The organism is Corynebacterium sp. CNJ-954 (genome assembly GCF_001942345.1).
GTDB lineage: Bacteria > Actinomycetota > Actinomycetes > Mycobacteriales > Mycobacteriaceae > Corynebacterium.
The window spans coordinates 79,112-103,208 of sequence record NZ_MKKI01000003.1 but is presented as its reverse complement, the minus strand read 5'-3'; the positions used below and the strand labels follow the sequence as shown (position 1 = coordinate 103,208).

Sequence of the window (24,097 nt, the reverse complement as noted above, 5' to 3'; positions counted from 1 at the left end):
CTCGGAATAACCCAGGGCCTTGAACCGCTCCACATCACCAGCCACGACCCGCACAGTCGCGGTCCCGCGAACCAAAGTCACACGGTCAGCCATCCAATCACCCCCTCGGGAACTTATCGTCCCCCGGAACCTCGTCAGAGCCGGGGACTAGCCGTTTCCCTCAGCCCCGCCAGCAGCCTTGGTGAGCTTGGCAAAGCGGTTCACATCGCGGACGGCGAAGCCAACTTCGACCTCGGCGCGGACGGCAAACATGTTGCGCTGCCACAGGTTGATCTGCTCGGAACCCTTAGTGACGGTTCCGGAGGTGTTGATGTCAACCTTGATGCCCTCAACAGCTCCCCACACGGCCTGAGAGAAGTCACCGGCGAGACCGATGACATCGCCGGACTGGACGTTGCGAGCCTTGTACACCGGACGGCGCAGGATCGAACCAATCGAACCGGACTGAATCAGGTCAGGCATCAGCAGCGGACGACCCGAAGTATCGTTGATCTGCATTGCCTCAAGCTCAGCCTCCGGAGCGAGCGCCCAGCTGGTGACATCGCCACCGGCCTGAGAGACCGCGCCAAGAGCGCCGAAGAACGGCTTGATGCTGCCGTCAAGAGCGAACTCCGGGGCGGCACCAAGAGTGTCGAAGTCGTCACCCGGGGCAGTGTTGCCCATGACGGTCTCGTCAAACTTGCGGCCAAGAGCCTGCGGAAGTCGCTCAGCGAGAGTGCGGTACACCGCGTTCATATCGCGGGCGAACTCATCCGAGAACAGCTCGATCACGGCGAGCTTGTAAACGCCCATCGTCTTCGATCCGAAGGTGGAGTCTGAAACCGGCTTCTCGTCGGTCTCCTTAACCCATCCGGCAGTCGGGTCGCCAGTGATGATCGGGATCTGAACCCCGCCAGCGGGAAGGTCAATCTTGCGTGCGAGAGTCTGAATGACAGACTGCTCAGCAGTGTTCGTCCAGATCTCCGAAGAGACCTCGGGCGGAAGAGTAATAAGACCGGTAGTCCCCCGGTTGATGTCGATAGCCATGTGCTATCCCCCCATCTGTGTTGTGTTTTAGGTAGTGGCTCGGCTGAGCATTTGTCAGCCGAAAGCGTTGGAGATAGCGTCTGCGAACTGTTGCTCGGTGGACCGCTTAGGAGCGTTTGCCGTACCCGCCTCCGGAACCGGGGCAGGCTTGCGCGGCCCGGACGGTGCCATGAGCTTCTGAAGAACCTTCGCGTCCTCCACAAGCGCTTCACGGTCCTCGCCCGCCAGACGGCCAGCCAGCTCATCCGGGAGGCCGTACTCGGCGGCAACAGACTTCACAAGAAGGTCACGCTCAACAGCCTCGCGCTGCTTACGCTCATCCTCGATCTGCGCCCGAAGCGTCTCCAGCTCGTGCTGTCGCTTCTCCTCCTCGGTGCGCTGTGCGTCCTCGAACTCAGCGATACGGTCAGCGGCTTCCTTCAGCCGCTTCTCCGCCTCATTCGCTCGCTTACGCTCAGCGTCAAGCGCCTTCTTGCCAGCGTCACCAAGACCCGCCGCCTCAACGGACGCTGCGGCCTCATTCGAGGACGCCTCTGCGGACTTCGCGGCATCTTCGGCACTCTGCGCATTCGCAGCACCCTCAACAGCAGTAGAATCAGACATGCTAATCTCCTTATCTTTAGAACATCGCGTTCCGCACCACCCCAAACATGACAAAACCCCCGACCATCGCGGCCAAGGGTGGGGAGTGCTGTAGTGCGCCGGGAATCGAACCCGGATCAACCATTCACACTCGGAAGTCCTTCACGGCTTCCTTCCACTTCTCATTAGTGGACTCAAAATCAATCGCGGGAAGAATAGGCTTCCCCCCGTCGTAGAACGTCTTCTCCCAGATCTTGCGTAGCTCAAGGGCCTCAGGTGGAAGACCGTCGCCCTCAGACACTTCGACGGCGGCGCAGCGGCAGTTGTCGTGGAAACGGTCGCCCTGCTTCTTGCTCCCCCGCAGAACAACCCCCGGTGCGCCCACAGACGTTGCATGAGCCTTCGACGCATACACCGCACCCCGAGACGCCAACATCATGCAGAACGAACACGCCCCCGGCTCCGGTTTCCGCGCATAACCGTTCCCCGCAGCCATCGCAGACAACATCATCGTCTGCCGGTGGCCATTCAGGACATGACGGTCGATCATCGCCCACACCTCATCGCGGACAACATCAATCCCCCGAGACGTCAGCAAGAACCGCAACGACTCCGCCACAGCCTCCGGATCAGACGGATCAGCCAGCACAGTCGGCAACGCCACCCCAGCCCGCTGCATATTCAACTGCTCCAGGGCCAACGCCGCCGCCTGCTCACTCCCCCCAGCCACGAGATCCTGCACCAACGGGGTCAAATACTCGATCATCTGCTGACGATCCCCCGACGGCACCGACGCCCACAACCGCATGAACGTCCGAGCATTAGCCTTAGACAGCATCCGGAGCGCCTTCTCAATCTCATCCACACCGTTCAAAGACACCCCAGACACCCCCTACTTCTCGTCGTCCGCGTACTTCAGCGTGACAGGACGGCCAGCCAAGAACTCCGCACCCTCAATACCAGCCAAACGCGCCGCCGACTCGGCCTTCACCCCAGCACGAATCATCACACCCATAGCATCCGCACGAGCCTTCAGAACCTTCGCATCCTGCTCCGCCTGCTCAGAAGAATCAGGGGCCGCACCATCCCCGCCCACGAGAGCATCAGCAGCAGGATCAACATCCGACAACTGCGCCTCCAGACGAGCCAACACGCCCTGAGTATCCCCAGCACGATCCCGACGAAGCATCTCCCGATCCTGCGGAGACAACCCCATCATCGTCATCGCATACTCGCCCTGAGCAGGGATGAACCCGACCTGAACACCCTTCGTCAGCATGTCCATAGCCGCAGCCTTCGTCGGCGTCGAAGCATTCCGCCACAACGGGCGGATCATCAACTCATCATCCGACAACGAATCAAACGACCGCCCCTCACGCACCATCAACACCAGACGAGCAACCTCAGTCCACGCCTTGCCGAACATCGCCTGACGACGCTCAGCACGCTTCACAAGCCGGTTCTCATTCTGCCTAATAGCATCTGCCGACGACGGGTTAGCGTCCGACGAGAAGCCCATGTAGTCGTTCGGCACCGCGCCCTCAGCGGCGACCTGTTTAGCAAGCTCCCGCAACTGCTCGAAGAACGGGGACATACTGTTCGCCGCGAACGAACCAACAGCCGGAACCTCACCATCCTCGTCACGCTCGATAGCAAGGATCTTCCCCATCATCGCGTCCCACGCACCCCGAGGATTACCATCCTCATCAAGGAAGAACGACTCCGGAGCGCCCATCATCCACCGCTGCGGAACCGCATAGAACTCCCGGGCAACCTCAGCCCCCACCAGGGTTCGCATAGCTGAATCAGTCAGCGACCGCACAGCCGGAGTGATCTCCGACCGGCCACCAACCTTCGACGCCCGAGGACGATTCACCAACTGCGCAACCGGCACCCGGCCCAGACTGTGCTCATCCCTACGAGTCACCTTCCAACCCTGCGCCCCCAACTCAAGCCACACCGTATCGTCCGGGCGGAACAAAATAGCCCGCTCCCGAACATCACCGTTCGCATCATCAGACTCGATGTACTGACACGCCTCAACCACACGCCCCGTGCGATTATCCCGCGTCACCACCATCTCAGTCGGAGCAACCACATTCACCAGGACATCCGGCTCCCCCTCGTCGCCACTCGTCACCGTGACGAACGACGTACCGAAAATCAGCGCATCCAAATGGGCAGTCGGCGCAGTCACATCCAAATCATTCGACCGGAACACCACATCCAACTCAGGAGAATCCCAACCCTCAAAATCAAGGCGCTCCTCCAACGCATCAACAACCGTGCCAGGCCACCCCAACACCGTGTCAATAAACCGCATCTGCGGCGGCAAAGAAATCCCAAGATCCTTCAGCCGCTGCTTCCCGTCGTAATAACGGGCCTTCTCAAGATTAGCCCCCTGGAACCGTGAAAAATCCTGACGCAAACGAGCAACATCAGCAACAGCCCCCTCATCGAAACCGGCCACAAGCCACCCCCTCTACTTCAGAATCATCATCCGCGGACCATCCCCAGACCGCTTCCTACCCGAACCAATACGCTTAGACTGAGCATCCATACACGCCTGAAAAGCCATGATCGCCGCATACGCAGCATCAATCTTCGACGGTGACTCCGGATACTCCTTGTACAACAAATAACCCCCGCCGCGACTCTTACGCCGACGAGCGTTCAACACATGACGCCGGAGATTCGGCCCACCATCATGTGAAACCTCTCCATCGACAACCGCCTGATGGAACGCTTCAGTAATATGGGTGACCTTCGAGTTTTTACCCCGAGGCCACATCGAAATAGGCTCATTGCCAGAAGCCTTAATCTTCAACTTCCGACCGAACGCCGCCTCCCACTGGGCAACATGCGTCTGCCACCCGGAAGGGTCAGCGTAGAAACCAACCACCTTGTACCGGGCGAAAGCCGCACGAACCTCCGCGTCAACCTCCGTGGCGTTAGGCGACCAATCACGATCCCCCTCGCGCGGCTCCCACACCCGGATCTCGAACAAATGCCGATCCTCCACGCGCATCCCCACGAGCGCCGTAGCATCCGCATTACCACGGACACGGCCACGGGAACCATCGAACCCCAGGACGATAGTGTCCCCCGGGGCAACAACCTTCTCTCGATCCTCACACGCCGACCACTCCGGCTGAGACAGCCAAGCATCCGAAGCATGGGTAATCTGGTTCAGGAAGTCCGAACGCGACTGCTGTGCGTCCTGCCCCTTCGTCCACATCGTATTGATGATCGAATCAAGATCAACGTGACCGTGCTCCGGAGCAGCAGGATCATGCCCCTCCGGGTGGACCAGGCAACCGTCAGGGTGCCCAGAAGAGCACCCGTAAGCCACACGAAGACCATGGATCAACGACTCCCGATCCCACATGTCCGTATCCGCAGGGGCCTCACGATGATCGCGATACAACGACTTGTTCGGTGTCGTACCCGCCACAATGGCATCCCACTCAGCAGCCGCAGCCTCAGCCACCGACTCCTCACCCGGGATAAACGCATTCGGCGTCTCCAACACCGCACCGCCGACCTTCGCCGCGTTCGCACGCATCACCTGAGCCAACTTCGTGCCATGATTCGACCGAACCCACTCCTCCGTCTGGTCCATCACGGCGAACACAGCACGAGCGCCCTTCACCGAACGAGGCGAAGCAGTGACCTGCTCGATCCGGCCACGAGGAAGAACCACCTGAGTGTCGTAAGCCTGCAGCGACGGGTAATCATCCGCGATACGAGGCGACTCCCGCAGCATCTCCAACAGCGGCTCGAACGTGTTCATCGTCTGCTGCTCAGACACCGCCGCAATCTGAATCAACGGCGTCCGCACAGCCGCCCACGGCTTACCCACCGGGCGACCATCCTCATCCCAGTGGGAGAACAGGACCGGGCCAAGCCCCTCAGCCGCACACAACGCCGCAGAGAACGGAGACTTGCCTAACCCCAGCCGCGCGGTCGGCCCAACAGTCCTCGTTGGATCTTCCGCTTCCCCGTGTGGGGATCAAGCTCGTAGAACCGGAGAAGGAACTCGTACTGCTCGTCATACGGCCTAAAAGGCTCGTAGGAGGCACGATCAGGCTGCGCGAGATAGTAGGTCATCCACTCCGCAACATCATGGCCCAAAGTAGGGAACTCCCCCGGCTCAGACGGCTTGAACGGCATTAGTGGCAACACCTCCCCTCTTTTTCCCATGTCGCCACTCGGCAACGAAACGGCCCTGCTTATGGCAATTGCACGAAATGCATGCTGGAACAATATTTCCGGCCCCATGAGATCCGCCACGGACTACGGGGACAACATGATCCATCGAAAGTTGTCCAGAGTCGCCACAATAGAAGCACCTGTTTCCATGTCGATCCATGCAACGCTTCCAGTCTTTCCCCGTGAACTTATATGAGCCATTCGCCAAGATCGACGCTCGTCTACGGCGTTTCGCCGCCTGGCCGACGTGAGGATTAGCTCGCGCGTAAGCCCTAGCATCCGCCAGACGCTTACCCCTCTCTTTTAGATACCGCGCAGCATCGTCCCTGACACGGCGCTTCTCAGAAGACCGAAGCTTGCATTTCTTACCACAGAATACTTTTCCTGATCGTGGCGAATTGATCGGGCCGGAACATTCTCTACACACCGTTTCGAGCACTCTCGGACCATCGTGCCCATTCTGCTTCCACCTACGGCATGCGGTGGAACAGTATATGGAATTGTGCGCCTTCGCCGTAAAATCCTTCTCGCACCCGGGGCAGACTCTCGCCTCCGAAAAGGCCATAACCACACCCCCTACTTCACAGCGCGAATACCACGCCTCCCCGCCGAAGCGCCCGAAGCCACCTCGGACTTAGCCTCAGCCTCATCAGCCTGAACAATCTGCACACGCATCCGCAAAACATCATCCGGAGCAATCCCGAACTTAGCCATCTGCAAACGAGCCTCAGCCGCCCACTTAGCCTCGCCCCGCATCACCGCATCATCCAGAACCATCGCCCGCGCCAACAACGACCACTGAGCATCCAGCAGGAGACCCAACGTCGCAAACTCCGACAACTCCTCCCAAAACCTCAAAGTCATAGGAGTAAACGGCTCCCCCGTCACCGGGTTCACATCCCCCACAAGATCCTCAAGCGAGGGCTGAACCCCCGGCTCAACCTCTACAACATGCAACGCCTGCGACTCTTTATTCCTACGAATCGCATTCCCCCTCGGTGGAGGACCATGACCAGCCATAGGAAAAACACCCCCTCAATTATTGGATTACATAATCCCCAGACCCGTACTTATGAATAACGCCTATGCCAACCGTGCCCCGCGCCGCCAGGCGGGAGGGGAGTTACCCCACCCTTACTTGATTCGAGTAGTCCCCTCCTCTACTCGAACCGTTCAGGTGTTGTGGGCGGTTTCCGTTTGTCTGTGGGGGTGTGTCATTGTTCCCATGGGGGCACCTCGGGTTGCCGTCGCCATGCGTTTTTTGCGCGGGTGGCTTCCTGTTGGGTTTTGCGCCCGTGACACCTTTTGCATAGCCATTGCACGTTGTCGAGTGTGTCTTGCCCTCCGCGTGCCGTGTTGACTATGTGGTCGAGTTCGAGGTGTTCCTCTGCCCCGCAGTGTTGGCACCTGTAGTCGAGTTGTCGTTTGGCTTTTGCCCGAAGTTGTTTCCAGTGGGTTGTGGAGGTGCGTGATGGTCCGTTGGTCCATGCCATGTGCTGCACCTCGCTTCCCTACTTGTTTGATTGTTCTTTGTTCGTCACGCTTCGTGCTTCTATCGCGTTGACTGCTGTCTCTCGCTGGCTTCTAGTCCCATGCGGTGTCGTGGTCTAGGTGTTGCCAGTTGCGTAGTTTGTGGCGTTCGTCGTAGCGTCTGGTTTTGCGTTGTTGTTTGATGTGTTCGCGTGGTTCGTTGTCGTGGTCGAGGTTGTGTCGGTAGTCGTGGCTCACTGTGCTGCGGCTGCCTTACGTCCTGCGTCGAGGTGTCGTTGGTACATCGCTTTCCATTTGTCTACGGCTTCCGCTGTCGCGCTGACTTGCACCTCGTTCCATCGCCGCGCCTCGTCCGTGTCCTCGCTTGCCTGTGCATCCGTCTCGTACGGTGCTGGCTCCACGTGGTAGTGCGTCCACTGTCCTGCGGGGTAGGCAGCAAGTAGGGGGCCGAACACTGGCCTGCCGTAGTCCTCGTCGTACGTCGCATCCTCATGCAGGGCTAGTAGCCCGGCATCCGTGAGGTTGGCAATGCAGGGGTCGTGGTAGGTATGGGCCTGGCCGTCTAGGGTGTGGACGGTGTACGGCATGGGGGTTCCTCCTATGGGGTGGTGATGTTCAGTAGGTGGGCTACCTCGCTCATGGGGCGGGGTCTTTCCTATAGGGGTCATGTTGTTGGGCTGGGGTGTCTGAGGTGTTGTAGGTACTTCCAGTGCTGTCTAAGACCGGTGTCTATCGCGGCTATGTCTGCTGGTGCGCCCATGAGTTCGCAGCGGTAGAGGACGGGGACGTGTAGTGCGTCGGCTATGTCGTGTGCTGCTTGACAGAAGGTGCAGCCGAACGATCGGTTGCCTGTGCCGATTACCCCGATAACCCACTGCCCGTTGCGTCCCAGCCATGAGCGCACAGCCCGTGGGATGAAGTCACCTTGCCTCGGCATCTCATACGTCGGTGTCATTAGGACGGTGTAGTCGTCTATGGTGTCGTCGCCTAGGCGGATGGTGGGGGTGGTGAGTTTTCCTGCGAGTGCTGCCGTGTTCCGGCTGTTGCTACTCCAGTAGTGGATTCTTGGCCGCACATCGCTCACCCCCCGTGTAGTGTGTGTTTCATCCCCCGATGAAAGGAGCGCACTATGGCGCGTAGAGAAGTTGTTGAGTACACCGATGACATAACCGGTGAGTCTCTGACTAAGGATCAGGTGCAGGTCGTTGAGCTGTCTTACGGTGGCAAGGATTATGTGCTGGACCTGTCGCATGAGTCCTCACTGAAGCTTGCCACTGAGCTTGACCCGTGGGTCACGGCTGCGCGTAAGGTGACCCGTGGTGGTACGCCGCGTAAGGGTGCGTCGCAGTCGGATAAGGCGCGGAACAAGGCGATCCGCGAGTGGGCGCAGGAGAACGGTTACGAGGTGTCTGCGCGGGGGCAGATCGCTAAGGATGTCATCGAGGCGTACGACAACCGCTAGTCGATGTATTCTCGTTCAATCCCGTACCGGGGTTGTGGTTCGCGTCCGTGCCGGAGGTTGTCTTTCGCTTTTGCGCGGGCGTCCCTCCGGCATTGTCGTTTCTTGAACCGGACCCATTCGTTGTCGGCTTTGAGCCACCAGCGTCCTGAGTCGTGCCCGCCGCGTTTGTCCCTGTAGTCCCGGCTCATCGTGTCTCCGTTCGACGACTTTTCATGATGTCCCCGTATGGTGACATGTTCAATCCCGGTGAACGTTCAATCCGACTGGACGCGCGGAGTGTAGCCATTCTTTCGAGACCGGCTGGCCTTCCATCCGCATGTTGCCGACAACCTCGCCAACAACGCACCGGCGGAGACGTTCGGTTCGCTCTTCCTCCGACAGGGCGCGCCATGCCTGGATGCGGTCTAGAACATCATTCGGTATAGATGTCATTGTGACGCCAAACGGCGTTCAGTCTCGGCCCAGTTGGCCTTAGCTCGGGCCAGTGCGGCGCGAAACTCATCCTCGAGCGCAGTGGACACCTTTGCCCACCGCACCAGCGTTTCGCGACTAACTAATCCTCCGCCAGGCTCCTGGGGGTAATCTTGTTTCGTGAACTGTCCCGGTTCGGCGAACCCACCATCAATATAAGCGTCAGGCATGGACACTCCTCTTGTTGTTGTTTGTCGCGCGTCGTGGTGCACAGTCATCCGGCTGCGTCCACGAGCACTTCCCCACGCATCAACGGGGGCCAAGTTTTTTGGCGTTGGCGGGTCTCGTCGTCCGGCGAGAACACCGTCAGCCGCCTTTCCCCACGTCGTAACGCAGGGTTCGTTGATGGACCATTCGGAAGTGGTGTTCTTTCGGATGATCCGGCTGCTCCGCAAGGATTCGAACCTCGGTTACCTGGTTCAGGGCCAGGCGTCCTGCCGCTAGACGACGGAGCAAGGTATACCCGAGAAGAATTCAACGATCGTCGGGTATTGCGTGCGCTGCCGGGTCTCGCTCCCGGACGGATTCTCAATCACAGCGCTATCCCGTCGCCCGCGAATTACATCGAGGACGATACGGGCCTTCAACCATGCAGGTGCTACCTGCTCAAAACCCCACACCATTGCGGATTCGAACCGCTCTCCCTGACATGCCGGGGTGTTCCAACCGTGATCCGATTCATGCCGTACGGGTAGGTTATTATCTTGCCCGCCATTCAATATGGCCTAAATGGGTGGGGTGGTCAGCGCTAGATACGGGACTACTCCCCGCCTAGATGACCTGGCGCGTCAACGGGGATTCGAACCCCGGCTAGCCGCTGTAGCGGCGGACCCTCCGGCTCAGGGCTGACGCTGCCCCGCGTCCGGGGCTTCCGTGGGCCTCCGATATGCCCCCGAAGGGCAGGGATCGCTGAGTGTGTTTCCACGGCTGTTACATTTTGCGGAGCAACCCGCGAGGGTATCCCGACCTCTTCAAAACCTGACCAATCCGGAGACAGTCAGGAGCAATGCCGACACCTGCCAGTAGCCCGGTGCCGGTCGTTTCAGAGAGCATGACCACGCTGACTGAAACCGTACTTCTAGCAGGATTCGAACCTGCACTTAACGGGACTTGAATCCGCTGCCTCTACCGTTGGGCTATAGAAGTCGGAACACGCCACAGTGATACCATGGCGTGCCGTAGGGCGGGATCACCGAAGATCACCCGCAGCGCGGTAGCGGGGAGTTGAACCCCGCAGCATCCACCCCAAATGCTCCGAACCCTCAATGTCGGTACCGCTTCCCCCAGGGGCATTATTGTAAGGGCTGCCCTGACCCGGCATGCGCACGGACGCGAACCGGAACCGACCGTTAGGTTGACACGTCGCTCTCCCAATTGAGCTATGCGCATAGGAGCCTTGCGTTGCACAGTCCGTGATCCGGCGAGTATTAGTCATTATTCCGGTGTCGGCTTGTGTGCAACGAAAGCATGAACCCCCGGTGGAGTGCCGGGGGTTGTTTGGCGGAGAACCAATGGAGAAGGAGAGTGTAGGCGTTCCGATTGCTCATCGATTAACGCCTACATGTCTATTATACCACCCATTCCAGAGTTTTTGCGGGGCGTCCCTGCGGTATTCCTTCGCGTAATCTCACTAGGTCATCGAGACAGTACAACGTTTCATGACCTTGGGTTATGATCTTCCGCGCCCACCCTTGACTTGACCAAGCGTAGATCGTCGATTTGCTCCGCCCTGTTAGCTCCACCGCCTTACTCATTGTCCCCCATTCGAGCGATTCGACGGGGTACATCTCGTAGTAGAGTTCTCGGGTTGTCCCCCACTCGTAAAGTAGCCACTCGACGCCCTCTGTCTCCACGACCTCCCCCGCGTACGCTTTCAAGTGCTGCACGATCGGGAACAGTGGTTCGAGGTAGTCCGGGCCAGTGTGGTTACCGTCAATGTCGAACTCGTCATCGTCGTGCCCGATGATGCGTAGCCCTATGCACTTCCCCCGGTTCGTGAACCACAGGGGGCGAAGGCTCACTGAGGGGATCGTTCCGCGCCTGACGCAAGTGCGGGCGACGTTGCCTAGGTGTGCGGCTTCCGCGTCCGCGAGGTCGATCATCGCGTCATTGCATGGACTCTTCGGCCCGAACCCTCCGAAGGTGGGGGTGTCCGTGTATCCGGGGCTTGTGGGTCGTACGCGTGCCCTGTGGCGTCGGATGGCGTCTATCGTGTGGTCGAGGTGGTCTCTAAGCTGCTGTGCGTCCAGAGCTGACCCCCTCCACAAAACGAACTGCATCAACCCTGTTCCGATAGCACGCATCGGGATACCTCATCGCAATGCTGAGGTACTGGGAGAAGACCACCTGATCCCATAGGCATTTCCTCCGCCGTCGCAGTTGAACCTTAGTGAATCCCGGCCCCGCCCAATCCGGTTTTACCTTCCAGTAGTAACCTTTCGGCGGGGCTGGAAAGTCATACGCTTTGTCACTCACTAACTACCTCCTTCACAATGTGCTCCACGGCCTTAGTAATCCGCGCCCGCGACCACGACTCATCCACAAGCGCCTCACCAACCACAAAGAACGGGCGATAGTGCGACAGCCTCACCCCGGTTAAACCCCGGTCGGGTAGTACGGTCGCGTCCCACCGAGTATTCGGCGGGGCGGGCGGTAGTTCATCCAGAAACGATTTCACTGTTCTCCTCCTAAAGTGCACACGACTCACAGAACCCCGCAGCAGTACCCTCAACCGCCGTGCCCGCCATAGCAGGCTGCTGCAACCTCACGTAGTAAATCGACTTAATGCCCCTCGACCACGCGTAGATATAGAACTTGTTCAAATCCCTCGTCGTCGCCTCATCCGTGAAGAACCCCGTCATCGACTGCCCCTGATCCACCCAATGCTGCGACACCGCATACGTGTCCACGAGCTTCTTGTAGCCGATCGTTGATGCTGACTGGAACAGGTGCGCGTTCTCGTTCGTCAGGTGCGGCTGCGGGTAGTACACGCGACCGAGCTTGCCCTCCTTGCGGATCTCGACCCCGGAGGGAACCGGGTGAATGCTTGACGTGGAATGGTTGATGTACGAGATCGAACCGGTCGGCGGAATCGCCTGCAAATACGCATTCGCCATCCCATACCTGCTCACCTCGATCCGCAGCATGTCCCACTCCGCACGCGTCGGCGCGGTCAGATCCCCGAGGATCGTCAGATCGTCCCCGAACTCATCGCACTTCGGGTACGCCACACGCTCGAACCACTCCCCTGTGTCGTACTCGCACCCGTCAAACCAGGCGTGCTGACCGTACTCCTTCGCCAACTGCGTACTAGCGAGCATCGCCGCCCACGTCACACGCGCCATGTACCGGTCCAGTATCCGCAACGACTCCGGCGACCCGTATTCGATCCCTAGGTCACCCAACGCACCGTGCCAGTTCATCTGCCCCAGGCCGATACTGTGCGAGTCCTCGTTACCCTTGCGAACAGACGGCACCGAATCAATACTCGTCGTGCGTGACACCTGATCCAGCGCCCGGGTTGCGGCAATCACCGTGTCCGTGAACTCGTCCGTGGACAAGTCCAGCATCTTCCGCATGTTGAACGATCCGAGGTTGCAGGAGATGTCATGCCCGACCGTCTTGTACGACAGGTCATCGTTCAACACCGAGGGGGTTTGCACCTGCATGATCTCGGAACAGTTGCCGGTCTGCACTCCGTTGAAGATCACCTTGTGTCGCTTCGGCTCGTTCAGACAATACGTGTCGTCAACACGACCTTCATCGGTAATGCTTTCGACTCTGATATATCCGTTGGCGGCACGCTGATGGTCCACTTCCTCCACGATGACCCTATGGGTGGGGAGTCCGAGCTTGCAGAGAGTCTGCGACTCGGTTCCACTAATGATGAGGCGATACGCAGTCTGCGTCTCGTACTCCTTCTGATCTGGCTTGAACCTTGTCCTCCCGGCGTCCCGCACCTTCTTCCACCGTGACGACACTCCCATCTCAGTGAGCATGATGCGGATATCCTCAAGGAACTCGGGGTGGATCGACCCGATCTGAAGACCGACCTTCCCATTGCCCCAACCGTCTCCATCTAGCATTCCTGCAAGCCATTCCAGACGACTCTTCAATGAGTAGGAGGAGTCCGGGACGACGTACTTCCTAGGGGTTTCCTCGTGAAGCACGTATGAAACCCTTCCGATCGCATCTGGCTTTAGCGAGCTGGACTTGTACTCGATATGATCGCCCAGGTGGGTCTTTCCGGGGTAGAGGCGGAGTATTGGCGCTCCGTTGACCCCGTAGGTGCCGTCTGCGCTGTGGAGTCCGGCCGTGTAGGCGTATGGGAAGTCGGGCGCCCCCGCGTTGTCCACCACGGGCAGGCTGAACTTGTCGATCATGTCTCCTGGCTTCAGTTCACCTGCTCGGGTCTCAACGACCTTGCGGTTTCCGTACCCTGTCTTGACGTAGAACTTGTGGTACGGAGTGACATCCATCGACGCACCGTTGTCAAAATCGACGGTGATTAGTGATTGGTCCTGACCTGTCTGCTCAACCCTGGACAGTGACCATTCTTCGCCGTTCCACACTTCAACGTCCTGACCCGCCAGTCCCGCAATCGGAACATTGCCTGACCGGGTAAGCAGAAGCGTTTCAGGCGCCACGCAGAGGTTGGACATCTGGATTCGTCCAACGTGCTTCATCGGGTTGGCGCGTGACGCCACATCAGAGAATAAAAGGTACGGGTATCCGGATTCGAACTGCACTTCCGCGATACGAGCGAACAGTGACCGTGCGTTGATCTTCCGCTTCGTGATCCGGTCGTCATCCACCCAGTCGCGGTATCGGGCGGTGATGTCACACTCGCTAAAAGGCTTCCCTTCGACTCGTTCCACGTCGTAGGGGCTGAACAGGTACATGTCGTCGTTAGCCTTCGCCAGCTCGAACGTGATGTCGGGGACGACCACGCCGATACTGAGCGTCTTGATGCGGATTGCCTCGTCCGCGTTCTCCTTTTTCGTGTCGAGGACTTGGAGGATGTCGGGATGGTGCGCCGACACGTACACTGCACCCGCGCCCTGACGCTGCCCAAGCTGGTTCGCGTACCGGAACTCTGTTTCGAGGATCTTCATCACCGGGACGAGGCCCGACGACTGTCCGGGAACATCTTGAATCGGAGCGCCAGACTCTCGGAGGTTCGTGAGGTTGATTCCCACTCCCCCGCCTCGCTTTGATAGCTGCAAGGCGCTGTTCTGGAGGCGGCCGATGGATTCCATATTGTCCTGTGCGTCCAGCAGGAAGCACGACACTCGCTCCCCGCCGCGTGCGCGCCCCGCGTTGAGGAACGTTGGTGTTGCTGGCTGGAACCGTCCCGTGATGATCGCGTCCACGAGATCCGACGCGAGCTGATAGTCTCCGCCCGACACGTCGATAGCGGTCATCACTACACGGTCCTCGTACCGCTCGTAGTACCGCTGACCGTCCTCCGTCTTCAGCGCGTAAGACATGTAGTTCTTCACCGCGCCGAGGTAGGACGAGAACCTGGCCTTGTGCTTGTACGCCTGCTTGAACAGTGCCTTGAACTGGTACGGTTCGAACGTTTCGACGGTTTCCCGGTCCCACAGGTTGTTGTCCACGAGGTAGCGGGTTTTTTCTTCGAGGTCGTGGAAGAACACGGTGTTCTGGTTGACGTGTTCGATGTGGTAGGCGCGGGCGGCTTCGTGGTCTTTGTGGAGTTGCAGTTTTCCGTCGGGGCCGAGGAGGTTCACTTCGGCGTTGAGGTTTTCGTATGTGGTGTCAGTCAAGCTATCTCCTTGCATGGTTATATGCCCCGCATAATGTGCGAGCGGGGGTTGTGGAGCGTCGCACGCGCTCAATATCGGCAGTTAGGCGGCGAGACGCTGTTCGATCAGTGCGATGTAGTCTTCGTCCTGTTCGACGCCGATAGCGCTGAATCCCTTGTCCCGTGCGGCTTGCAGGGTGGTGCCGGTCCCCGCGAACGGGTCGAGAGTGGCGCCACCCTCCGGGGTGATGAGCGTGACCAACCACTCCATGAGCGCTACGGGCTTTACGGTGGGGTGCGCGATCTTCGTGCCGTCCTCACGCACGATCACGGGACGTTCACGCTTCGGTGCCTTCGCCTGGTACTTAAACACTGGGAAGAACCGGGACGCGGCATCGCTCTGTTCGTCCATTTCTGCGGCGGCGTGCTCATCCAGCAACACATTCGCCGGAAAACGACCAGCAGGGGCAGGCTCAAACGTCGCACCATTGCGCCCCTCACCCGTGCCCATCTGATAGACAGCCCTAGCATCGTTGTGCTGTACAGGCTGCGGAACCTTCGCCGCTTCACGATCAGCATCACTCATCCCAACCCTGCTCGCATCAATGTTCAGCCCACCGACACCATGCGCCAACACATTCGCCGCAACCGTCCCATCCAGAGGCTTACGCGCCAGGATGATCGGCTCAATCGCGGGCTTTAGAGCAGTGCCCCAACCGTCCCACTGCTTAGCGGCGTCCGTCGCGGGGGAGAACTGCTTGCGCTCATAGGTTCGCGTCTCCCCCATGATGCCGTTGTTCTTTCCGGTCAGCGTGTACGCCTCACCATCGCCGTCCTGCTCAGTCTGTCGCAGGCTCCGGGAATTGCTCTTACCCGTGGTGAGGGTGGACTCGATCGCCTTGGATACGTCCATGGACTTCGGAAAACCTGAACCGTACACCCACCCCAGGGTGTCTCTGATCTCGAATCCTGCCAGGCGAATAGACAGGCCCATCAAGTCCTGCGTCCGCGCCCCGGCGAACACGGCCATGTGCCCGCCGGGCTTCAACACGCGCAGGCACTCGGCCCACACGGCGGGCGGCGGGACGAAACTGTCCCAGTCCTTGCCCATGAACCCGCCACGCTTAGCGGGCACGGCCTCAGTGTCGCCAGTTACCCACGCGGCGAGTACATCCGCCACCTGAGCGGGCTTCGTGTTCGACAGGCCATACGGAGGATCGGTGACGACTGAATCGACGCTGTTGTCGGGGAGGTCTCGGAGAATGGTCAGGCAATCCCCGTGGCGGATTTCGACGTTGTTCAATTGTTCTCCTCGTTTGGGTATGAAAAATCCCCCGACTGTGCGGGGGTTACTGTGATGTGTGCTCCGGGGTTTTCCCCGGGCTTGGCTCGCCTCTTGTGGATTCGCCATGTGTCTATCTGCGCGTCATCCCCCACCACGTGGGCGATGGTGAGCGCATCACCGACGGCTCGCGCTAACTTGTCACCATCCGGGGCGCTGGTGTGCGGCGGGGCGTCCTGATGTGGCTTCAGCGCTTTGGGTCGGGGGAACACGAACACAGCCTCAACGGTCACCGCGCCCTGTAGTGGCTCCCCCTTGTGCGCCTCCCTCGCCGCCCCGACTACCGCTTTGCGCCACTCCGGTAGGTACTTCGACGCTTCAATGAACCTGCCCCCGCCGACATTTTTCTTCGAACCTTGAGGTCTTGGTACCCCCTCAACGCTGAAGCTAGTCAGCCTCACCACCCGCCATCCGCTGCAACTCCACATCCATCGCCACATCCCGCAGATGATCCTCATCATCCCCGCAGATGATGCAGTCGATGTTGTCGTCCGGGATGCTCACACGCAGGTCGTCTTTGTCGAGGACGGTGACCATGCCCCGGTCTCGGAACAGGTGCCCGGTGATTTGCACGGTGTCGAGGGTGTATTCCCCGTCATCGTCCATGGTTTCGAGCGTGTATTGAAGAACCCCGTAGCCGATGTGGTCTACGGGGTCGTGGGTGCCGGTGCGGAATAGGCCGCTGATTCGTTTGAGTAGGTTCATGCGTGCTCCTTGATCTGTTGGCGGATGTGGTTGGTGATGGTGGGGGCTACGGGATGGATTGTGTCGAGGATGAGCATGGAGACTTCTTGCATCTCGGCGTCGGCTGTGGGGTGTGCGCGGAGTGGGAGGATGGTGGACCATGCGCGGAGGTTTCCGGTGACGACGCCTCGGGTTTCGAGGCAGTTGGGGAGAACGCTGCGGGCGGCCTCGCGGGCTTGCTTGCGGGGAAGTCCGCCGTAGTTGGCGAGTTCATCAACCCATTCGTTGTAGGCGTTCAGGGCTTCGTCAATTTCAATTCCGTAACTCTCGATGTATGATTCATCGTTTTTCGCGTAGTCGCGGACGGCGGGCGGGACGACCACGCCGAACGTGTTTGCGTCGATGTAGCGTTGTGATGCGACGGACCAGGACAGGTGCCGGTGGCGTTCCATCTCGGTGAGCCATGCGCGGGACACACCGGAGAACCGGAGGGTGACGCTTGCGTGTTCGAGGATGCTGCCGTGCTGCATGTCGAACGCTGTGCGGCGGATGTAGTCGGGGTTGTGCGCGGTCTTCGGGTTTGGCTTTCCCCAAGACTCGTAGCAGCCGCGTCCGGCGTACTCGACGAGGCTTTCCCCGTCTGTGGCGGACGGGTCGAGGTTCATCAGCTCCTCGATCACGGTCCCGCCTGTCTGCGTGTTGGTGAGCTGTGTTGATGCGATCAGCTCAATCTTCGGGGTGACAATGTTCAACTAGTTCTCCTTCGGAGGTGTTGTTGTGTAGATGATCCCTGGCGACGGTTTAGTCTTCGCGTCGTAGAAGTCCTTGGTCCACTGCCATGCGGTGTCTTCTGCTTTTGGTCCGAGGGTGCATAGTTCGGACTCGAAGTAGGCGACGTGCGCGGTGCGGAAGATGCCGGACATGCGCTCGTATGCCCGAATCGTGACTGATCGTGGTCGGTTGTCTCGCACGTCCCACCAGTACCCGGGTGGCGGACGGTGTAATCGTAGTGGCGTCATCCGTTCTCCTTCTTCTGGTTTCGTTCAATCAGTCGCGCCAGTTCGTCCTTGCTGACCGGGCGCATATCCCAAGCGTCAAGGCTGACGCAGATTTGCAGTGTCCCCTGCCGTGACCACGACACCGGCTCCGAGGCGTGGGTGTGTCCGTGGATGATCGGCGCTCCGAGGTCTCTTGCACGCCATTGGATGTCGCGGTCTTCGCCTGTGTGGTCGCCGTCGTACGGGTAGTGGCTAAGCACTGCGCGCTGCCCGGCTATCTTCAGGGTTCCCGCGCTGGCGACACTGTCCACGACGTAGGAGTATCCGTAGAGGTACCGGTGCGCTTTGCTGCGCTTGGGGTGGATGCAGTCGTGGTTCCCGGCGATTACATGCACTTTGACGTTGTAGCGGTTCATCGTCATAGCTAGGCGGGCGACGCGTTGTATCTCGTCTTCTGGGGTTTCGAATCCGCTAACAAGGTCTCCGAGGATGAATAGACGGTCTCCGCTGTTGGTGGCGCTTACCAGGTTCTCGTAGATGGTGGCGGTGTGTTCATCGTTGGACATGTCGCGAATGCTCGCCACGGCTTCGTGTCCGAGGTGTAGGTCTGCTGTGAACCAGTCAGTCATCCGTTCTCCTTTTCTGGTCCGAGTTCGGGTCGTTCACCAAAATCCCCCCGCGCCAAAACTTCCCGCGTGTCATCGTCCACAAGCCGCCACTCAAACCGCAGCGTGTCCCAAGTGGGGTCAATCTCCTCGTTGATCTTTGCGATGAACTTCTGAACCCGCCCGATCTGCACGAGTCGGTCAGCGTCTAGGTAGTCGATCACTCCACCACCTCTACGGGGCCGACAGGACGACGAACGAGGCGGGCGTCCCGGTCGACCAGGTGGGGCCGCTGCGTGGCCTGTCGGGCGGCGTGCTCGCTCTCGTACCACACCGTGTACGGGGGACCGCCACGGTCACTCCGCTCTACCCCGTACTCCCACGTCTGTGCGGCGATGGTGGCGCGCATGTCCGGGGCAGCGGCAATGAGGTCCGCGTCTGCTGGGGTGTACTCGGCCTCAACGTGCCCGTTCTCGCCGCTGCCGATGTGCCCGTACCACTCTTGCTCGGTGACGTAGGAAACGCCGTGCTGCGAGTGGTTGGCCTTCCACGGTCCGGGGGTTGTGCCGGGTTCGAGGGCCTGTGCTTCCTCGGGGGTCATGGAGTCTCTCCTTCGAGTGCTTCCCGGCAGGCGCGGAGGTGTGCGCCCGAAGCGACCACCACGGCGGGGAAGACAGGTGCGAGCCAGCCCCTGCCCACGGCCCACTGCATACCTTCTGCCGTGTCCACAGCGCCCGATGCGTCGTTGAGGACGGTGTCAGGGTCCAGGGCTTCGAGTTCGGCGGGCGTATAGATGATCTCGGGGTCAATCGCGTTCGCTACAACGTCGTCGATGTTGCTCATTCCTGGTCCTCTCGGTGGTAGTGCGCGGCGATGATCGCCTGCACCTGGGCGGGGGTGAGTTTTAAGGTCCGGAATCGCGTTCCGTTCGCGTGGACGTATGGTTCCTCCCATTCGAGAAACACGCTTCCGTTAGTCACACTTGGGCTGATCGACAGGTCTCCGACCTCCCATTCGGGGTAGGTGTTGTCCGGCTCTGGCAGGTCCGGGATCGGCCAGTCGGATATGAGGTCGACGACTCGGACCCATTCGTCTTCTGTCAGCTCGGGGTAGTCCTCCCACAAGGGTGTGTGGTGAAACACGGCGCGGGTGACTTCCTCGGCGGCAATCTTCCGTAGTTCTTTCTCACTGGTCATTGGTGTGCTCCTCTTGATTCGGATGCCGCGAGGATCAATAAGACCTGCTGGCGGGTTATGACTAGAGGGCCAGACGGTGAGCCTGTGTCGATCAGTACGGACCCGTCGTGTTGTCCCTCGTACTCCGTGCCCCCTACCTGCCACACGGGGGCGTAGTCGGGGTCGTTGTTGGTCGGTTTCGGCAGGTCGGGCAGCAGGTGCCCGTCTCGTTCAATGGCGTTAGCGCAAGTCATTGACGGTGCGGTGCCCCGCGATATCTTGGCTATCAGTTTCTCCACGTCGTTGATGCGGGTCATCGTCGGGCCACCGCCTTGTGCTCGATGAGGAAGTCCACCAGAGGGTGCTGCACGTAGAAGGGGATGCGGTAACCGACGCGCTGGGCGCGGTCGATTGCATGTCCGGCGAGAATGGGGTTCTTGCGGAGCATGAGGAGGGTGGCTTCGAGGAAGTCGGGATCGTAGGTTCCGGCGATGCCGCCGATGTAGGCGTCGCGGAACTGCTGGTACTCCTTCGGGTTGTAGCCGGGGTGCAGGGGGAGGTAAGGCCTCCACAGGTCGTCGAGGGCGAACTGTTCCAGGTCGGTGATCTTGATGCGGGTCATGCCGTCACCCCCTCGTGGATCACGGTCACTTCTGCGCTGAGCCGCAGCAGCCCCTCGGCGGAGAAGATTGCACTTCCGCATTCAAAGTTCCCCTCCGAGATCTTCTTACACGGATCGCCGTCATTGTCGAGCACGATGGAGCCCACGGGCAGCTTGTCGAGGTCTTCGGCCCGGTCGATCACGCGGCGGGTGTCCGGCACCAGGCGCGAGACGAGGGTGACGGAGGAGTCACTGAGTCGACTTACTCCGCCGGAGTCAAGATCAACGACGCTCCATGGCGGAGTGGGGAAAGCCCCGACTCGGACGCCTACCGCATTCCGCTCACTGTCTTTCACCAGCCACGCCTCACCCTCCGGCACGTCGGCGGGGTCGGGCAGGGCAACCGGCAAGGATTCCTTGCTAGTTCGATCCCTGGTCAGCCGCTCCACCTCGGCGCGGGCCTCGTCGCGCTCCTGTAGAAGCTGCTTGACACAATCCGTGGTCAACTGGCCGGGTCTCCCGACGTGAGCCTCTGAAACGATTTTCGTCACTTCTGCAATTGCCTTGCCGTTCACCTCTGACCATTTCTTGTGGTAATCGAGTGCATGTTCGACGGCTTCCACACAATCAGCGAGGGCGAGGACGGTGGCGCGTTCCTCGTTGTCGGGGCTATCATCTGTTGGCAGGAAACGGTCTCGAATCTCGTCGGCGAGGGTTGCAGGCGGGGCGGGGACATGAGCACGGATAGCGCGGGCGACAGCGTGTAGATGGGGGAGCACCCCCTCGGGGGTTCCATCGACTTCTTGGGCACACCACTCGTGTGCTTTGCGGTCGTCGTCGGTCACGGGGGTCTGGTCAGTCATTGGGGTACTCCTCTTCCATCTCTATCGATAACTTGGTTGCGGGCCAGAAGGCGTTTCCTTCGAATGCCACGTTCGTAGCCTGTCCCACGCTTCGGCCGTTGATGTACACATAAATAGGACCACCATTAGGCATCATCTCGGTCATCCTTCGTCCTCTCGGTAAGTGCGGTAATACCCGCCGTAAGCACCAGGCTTGTAGCGGTATCCAGCAGCACGCATGTCTTGCTCGTCCTGCCGGTACTCGGTGTTTCGGTCTTCGCGCCCGCAGTGTCGTGCGAACGCCTCCTGCTCAGGGGTCACTTCTCTCCTCCTCGGCAGTGCGGCTCGCGCCCAGTGCCTAGTTCGCGTCCCACTCCCCCGCGTGAACATCATCCTGCGCAATGCGGATAGCTTCTTCCCATGTGGGGGCTGCGACATGAAAAACCGCCGTGACCTCGTAGTCGCGGCGGTGTGTTTTATGTGCGTTGTCGTATAACTCGTTGACGGGGTCAGTCATATATACGAACCGACGACATTGCAGAGCTAAGTTCTATGTAATCTCCGCGAGATCCGTTTACTTCATACCGACACTCACCTACGCCCGACCGATCTACGACAATCGCCCCATTTTCGTAGCCGAGGAGCTTTATGAATTCACCGACATCCGGGTGCCCCTGGCCTGTAGCGTGAAGGTAGCGCAGAATATACCAAATTGCCTTTCCGCATTCTTCTTTTTCACTATCTTTACGCCCCATCCTGCTCAAATATTTAAAAGCATTCGCCAAGTGCGGTGACTCGGGAAAGAATGATTCAATTACCTCGATTGCTTCAATGTTCTTCCTTTTGTAGTGTTGGGGATTGATTTTTTCTTCCATGCGCCCTCCTAGACGATGCTGATGTTTGCGGGTTGTCCGTCCAGATCATCGAAGATGAGGACGCCCGGGTTGCCGGTCGCGCCAGTACTGTTGGCGAACCACGTTGACTGGGTTTCAAGCGCGGGGGCGCACATGATCCACCGTCGTGCCGTGTACGACCACGCCCGCATCCCGTGAAAATGGCCAAACAACAGCACATCTGCTGATGCTGGTGGCCGGTCGTTCGTGATCTGACCCGACCACCAACGCTCCGCGCCGTTGACAGGCCCGCCGCTGAACCGGTGCCCGTGCACCACGGTGTAGGTCAAGTCCCCTGCCGTGTAGGTCACGTCGCCAGTGTTCGGCTCGGGGTAGTAGAAGCTCACACGGTCCGACAGTCGGGCGAGTTCTAGTGCCTGCTGCACGTTGTTGACGATCTGAAGATCATGCGAGTCCGTCATGGACACGTTCGCCACGCGGGTACTTTCCCCGTGATTCCCCGGTACAGCGGCAACAACGACCTCTTCCGCTGCGCCTAGGCACTGCTGGATCGTGTCGGACACCATGTGTGACGCGACGCGGATCTGCTCGGTGAGGGTGAGGTCGCAGCCGCCGATGTTCTTCCCGTGCTGTGAGACGTACCCCTCGATGAGGTCACCTCCGATTACGAGGTTGATGCCCTCGAACGGGCCGTCCTCCAACGCCCGGTCCACACTGTTCTTCCACCTGCTGATGATGATGTCGGTTCCGCCGCCGTCTTCCAGCGACTTGCCGATGTGGGTGTCACTGAGCATGATGGTGCGCCACCACTCCGGGGATTGTCCGGATAGTCCGGGTCCGCGTACACCGCGTCCAACAGGTCTTCGATGTCGAAGCGGCGTTCAGGGCGCTCCACGATCCGCGCTTTGTGCGCGTGCTGGATGCCGTGCCCCGGCACATCCCAAGCACTGTGTCTGACAGGTCCGTCCACCATGTACCGCTGCGGGTCCAGGCCGAAACGTTCGAGAACGCTATCCCACTGTTCGTTTCGGGGCGCTTCCGCATCCTCACGCGGATACGTGGTGACGCTGCCCGTCTCCCCGTCCCACTGCACGCCCGGCGTCCAACCCGACGGGGCAGGCGGCGTGGTCAACGCTTTCAACTTGTCAAGATCAGCCATTCATGTCCTTCCGCAGGGTCTCGCGTAGCGCTTTGAGTGATGTGATACTGAACGGGTAGTCCGCGTTCTCCCGCAGCGCATCCACGACCGTGGGTGCTGGGTTGTTGAGGATCACCTGTGACAGGAGTTCCTGTTCCTCCTCGGTGAACGATCCCCACCATTCGAGGGTGTTGCGGTATTTGGGTGCGGCTAGGTGCCGTAGTGATTCAAGGTCTGCCATTGCTCTCCACTGCTTGGTATAGGTCTTTACGTAGTCGAACCGCCTTGCCCTCCTCGACAAGACGGTCCATGATGTCCGGGATTTGCGGTTTGTGGTGTTCCTCCACGCACGCTTTCAACGTGGCTAGTCCTAGGGGTTTGCCGTAGTTGAGCATGTCGATCACCCAGTGTTCGGGTGGGTGTTTTATGTTCCGGTTGACCCGTGGCCTCCTTCGCCTCTGCCGGTTGCTTCGAGGGTGGTGACACGGGTGAAGGTGGGGAGTTCTACCTTCTGGATGACGAGCTGTGCGATGCGGTCACCGTCTGTCACTTCGAAGGGTTGGTCGCCCGCGTTTTCAAGCTGCACCTTCAACTCCCCGCGATAGTCAGAGTCGATGACGCCCACGCCGTTCGCTACCCGCACTCGCCGCCGTGCCGACAGGCCCGAACGTGAGTACACGTACCCGACATACCCCGGCGGGATTGCGACCTTCACGCCGGTTGTGATGAGTTCCGCGTATCCGGGGAGTATGACGGTGTTCTCGGCGGCTTTGAGGTCAGCCCCGGCGTCTGTGGAGTGCTGCCGGATGGGCGCGTGGTTGTCGTCCGCGATGATGTTGATGTTCAGTGT

General features: G+C 59.7%; 30 protein-coding genes and 2 tRNA genes. 1 reads left to right on the top strand and 31 read right to left on the bottom strand.

What is annotated here, in order from left to right:
- Window positions 1-147: 147 nt before the first annotated feature.
- From BJF89_RS02195 to BJF89_RS19915, 11 genes are all read right to left on the bottom strand, one after another.
- Window positions 148-1,026, bottom strand: a complete 879-nt coding sequence (locus tag BJF89_RS02195) for a phage major capsid protein (protein ID WP_075811860.1) — start codon at window positions 1,024-1,026, stop codon at window positions 148-150.
- Between the two features lie 54 nt (window positions 1,027-1,080).
- Window positions 1,081-1,629, bottom strand: a complete 549-nt coding sequence (locus BJF89_RS02190) for a DUF4355 domain-containing protein (protein WP_075811858.1) — start codon at window positions 1,627-1,629, stop codon at window positions 1,081-1,083.
- 124 nt (window positions 1,630-1,753) lie between these two features.
- On the bottom strand, window positions 1,754-2,473 hold the full coding sequence (locus tag BJF89_RS02185; RefSeq protein WP_075811856.1) for a hypothetical protein: 720 nt from the start codon (window positions 2,471-2,473) through the stop codon (window positions 1,754-1,756).
- Between the two features lie 27 nt (window positions 2,474-2,500).
- Window positions 2,501-4,078 (bottom strand): phage portal protein, encoded by a 1,578-nt coding sequence (locus tag BJF89_RS02180; protein WP_075811855.1) that lies wholly within the window; start codon window positions 4,076-4,078, stop codon window positions 2,501-2,503.
- 12 nt (window positions 4,079-4,090) lie between these two features.
- A complete protein-coding gene (locus BJF89_RS02175; protein WP_255372450.1) occupies window positions 4,091-5,419 on the bottom strand; it encodes a hypothetical protein in 1,329 nt (442 codons plus the stop codon).
- A gap of 137 nt (window positions 5,420-5,556) precedes the next feature.
- Window positions 5,557-5,718, bottom strand: a complete 162-nt coding sequence (locus BJF89_RS19250) for a hypothetical protein (protein ID WP_255372449.1) — start codon at window positions 5,716-5,718, stop codon at window positions 5,557-5,559.
- A gap of 43 nt (window positions 5,719-5,761) precedes the next feature.
- Window positions 5,762-5,980 carry an HNH endonuclease gene (locus tag BJF89_RS19925; protein WP_075811854.1) on the bottom strand — a complete coding sequence of 73 codons (219 nt, stop codon included), beginning with the start codon at window positions 5,978-5,980 and terminating at the stop codon, window positions 5,762-5,764.
- A 416-nt stretch (window positions 5,981-6,396) separates the two neighbouring features.
- Window positions 6,397-6,777: a hypothetical protein gene (locus BJF89_RS02165; protein WP_075811853.1), complete on the bottom strand. Its 381-nt coding sequence runs from the start codon at window positions 6,775-6,777 to the stop codon at window positions 6,397-6,399.
- A 257-nt stretch (window positions 6,778-7,034) separates the two neighbouring features.
- Window positions 7,035-7,313 (bottom strand): HNH endonuclease, encoded by a 279-nt coding sequence (locus tag BJF89_RS19920; RefSeq protein WP_075811852.1) that lies wholly within the window; start codon window positions 7,311-7,313, stop codon window positions 7,035-7,037.
- A gap of 231 nt (window positions 7,314-7,544) precedes the next feature.
- Complete coding sequence (locus BJF89_RS02155) at window positions 7,545-7,898, bottom strand: hypothetical protein (RefSeq protein ID WP_075811851.1); 354 nt, start codon at window positions 7,896-7,898, stop codon at window positions 7,545-7,547.
- A gap of 77 nt (window positions 7,899-7,975) precedes the next feature.
- Entirely contained in the window at window positions 7,976-8,386 is a 411-nt protein-coding gene (locus tag BJF89_RS19915; RefSeq protein ID WP_369803627.1) for a class Ib ribonucleoside-diphosphate reductase assembly flavoprotein NrdI, read from the bottom strand.
- 54 nt (window positions 8,387-8,440) lie between these two features.
- Between BJF89_RS19915 and BJF89_RS02145 the strand changes: the two genes are divergently transcribed.
- On the top strand, window positions 8,441-8,773 hold the full coding sequence (locus BJF89_RS02145; RefSeq protein WP_075811850.1) for an Lsr2 family protein: 333 nt from the start codon (window positions 8,441-8,443) through the stop codon (window positions 8,771-8,773).
- A gap of 855 nt (window positions 8,774-9,628) precedes the next feature.
- Here the strand turns inward: BJF89_RS02145 and BJF89_RS02140 are convergent.
- From BJF89_RS02140 to dut, 20 genes are all read right to left on the bottom strand, one after another.
- Window positions 9,629-9,699: transfer RNA gene (locus BJF89_RS02140), tRNA-Gln, on the bottom strand.
- A 618-nt stretch (window positions 9,700-10,317) separates the two neighbouring features.
- Window positions 10,318-10,390: transfer RNA gene (locus tag BJF89_RS02135), tRNA-Leu, on the bottom strand.
- A gap of 422 nt (window positions 10,391-10,812) precedes the next feature.
- The gene (locus tag BJF89_RS02130) at window positions 10,813-11,346 is read right to left on the bottom strand and encodes a hypothetical protein (RefSeq protein ID WP_139311838.1); all 534 of its coding nucleotides are present in this window, start codon (window positions 11,344-11,346) and stop codon (window positions 10,813-10,815) included.
- 585 nt (window positions 11,347-11,931) lie between these two features.
- Complete coding sequence (locus tag BJF89_RS02125; protein WP_083650442.1) at window positions 11,932-15,045, bottom strand: ribonucleotide reductase N-terminal alpha domain-containing protein; 3,114 nt, start codon at window positions 15,043-15,045, stop codon at window positions 11,932-11,934.
- A gap of 66 nt (window positions 15,046-15,111) precedes the next feature.
- Window positions 15,112-16,311, bottom strand: coding sequence for a DNA methyltransferase (locus BJF89_RS02120; protein WP_075811847.1), 1,200 nt, complete (start codon window positions 16,309-16,311; stop codon window positions 15,112-15,114).
- The gene (locus tag BJF89_RS19910) at window positions 16,308-16,778 is read right to left on the bottom strand and encodes a RusA family crossover junction endodeoxyribonuclease (RefSeq protein ID WP_369803626.1); all 471 of its coding nucleotides are present in this window, start codon (window positions 16,776-16,778) and stop codon (window positions 16,308-16,310) included. Before BJF89_RS19910 ends, BJF89_RS02120 begins: the two co-directional genes overlap by 4 nt.
- The gene (locus BJF89_RS02110) at window positions 16,738-17,055 is read right to left on the bottom strand and encodes a hypothetical protein (protein ID WP_075811846.1); all 318 of its coding nucleotides are present in this window, start codon (window positions 17,053-17,055) and stop codon (window positions 16,738-16,740) included. Before BJF89_RS02110 ends, BJF89_RS19910 begins: the two co-directional genes overlap by 41 nt.
- Entirely contained in the window at window positions 17,052-17,786 is a 735-nt protein-coding gene (gene thyX, locus BJF89_RS02105) for an FAD-dependent thymidylate synthase (RefSeq protein WP_075811845.1), read from the bottom strand. The genes BJF89_RS02110 and thyX overlap by 4 nt, the downstream gene beginning before the upstream one ends.
- Complete coding sequence (locus BJF89_RS18790; RefSeq protein ID WP_158026022.1) at window positions 17,787-17,957, bottom strand: hypothetical protein; 171 nt, start codon at window positions 17,955-17,957, stop codon at window positions 17,787-17,789.
- 92 nt (window positions 17,958-18,049) lie between these two features.
- On the bottom strand, window positions 18,050-18,661 hold the full coding sequence (locus BJF89_RS02100; protein ID WP_075811844.1) for a metallophosphoesterase: 612 nt from the start codon (window positions 18,659-18,661) through the stop codon (window positions 18,050-18,052).
- Entirely contained in the window at window positions 18,658-18,861 is a 204-nt protein-coding gene (locus BJF89_RS02095) for a hypothetical protein (RefSeq protein ID WP_075811843.1), read from the bottom strand. The genes BJF89_RS02100 and BJF89_RS02095 overlap by 4 nt, the downstream gene beginning before the upstream one ends.
- Complete coding sequence (locus BJF89_RS02090; RefSeq protein ID WP_075811842.1) at window positions 18,858-19,238, bottom strand: hypothetical protein; 381 nt, start codon at window positions 19,236-19,238, stop codon at window positions 18,858-18,860. Before BJF89_RS02090 ends, BJF89_RS02095 begins: the two co-directional genes overlap by 4 nt.
- A complete protein-coding gene (locus BJF89_RS02085; protein ID WP_075811841.1) occupies window positions 19,235-19,480 on the bottom strand; it encodes a hypothetical protein in 246 nt (81 codons plus the stop codon). The genes BJF89_RS02090 and BJF89_RS02085 overlap by 4 nt, the downstream gene beginning before the upstream one ends.
- A complete protein-coding gene (locus BJF89_RS02080) occupies window positions 19,477-19,833 on the bottom strand; it encodes a hypothetical protein (protein WP_075811840.1) in 357 nt (118 codons plus the stop codon). Before BJF89_RS02080 ends, BJF89_RS02085 begins: the two co-directional genes overlap by 4 nt.
- A gap of 292 nt (window positions 19,834-20,125) precedes the next feature.
- On the bottom strand, window positions 20,126-20,434 hold the full coding sequence (locus BJF89_RS02070; RefSeq protein WP_075811838.1) for a hypothetical protein: 309 nt from the start codon (window positions 20,432-20,434) through the stop codon (window positions 20,126-20,128).
- On the bottom strand, window positions 20,431-21,276 hold the full coding sequence (locus tag BJF89_RS02065) for a hypothetical protein (protein ID WP_075811837.1): 846 nt from the start codon (window positions 21,274-21,276) through the stop codon (window positions 20,431-20,433). The genes BJF89_RS02070 and BJF89_RS02065 overlap by 4 nt, the downstream gene beginning before the upstream one ends.
- Before the next feature lie 488 nt (window positions 21,277-21,764).
- Window positions 21,765-22,130: a DUF3310 domain-containing protein gene (locus BJF89_RS02060; protein ID WP_075811836.1), complete on the bottom strand. Its 366-nt coding sequence runs from the start codon at window positions 22,128-22,130 to the stop codon at window positions 21,765-21,767.
- A gap of 8 nt (window positions 22,131-22,138) precedes the next feature.
- Complete coding sequence (locus BJF89_RS02055; RefSeq protein WP_075811835.1) at window positions 22,139-22,903, bottom strand: hypothetical protein; 765 nt, start codon at window positions 22,901-22,903, stop codon at window positions 22,139-22,141.
- A gap of 357 nt (window positions 22,904-23,260) precedes the next feature.
- Window positions 23,261-23,488: a hypothetical protein gene (locus BJF89_RS02050; protein WP_075811834.1), complete on the bottom strand. Its 228-nt coding sequence runs from the start codon at window positions 23,486-23,488 to the stop codon at window positions 23,261-23,263.
- Between the two features lie 183 nt (window positions 23,489-23,671).
- On the bottom strand, window positions 23,672-24,094 hold the full coding sequence (dut, locus tag BJF89_RS02045) for a dUTP diphosphatase (protein ID WP_075811833.1): 423 nt from the start codon (window positions 24,092-24,094) through the stop codon (window positions 23,672-23,674).
- Between the last annotated feature and the right edge of the window lie 3 nt (window positions 24,095-24,097).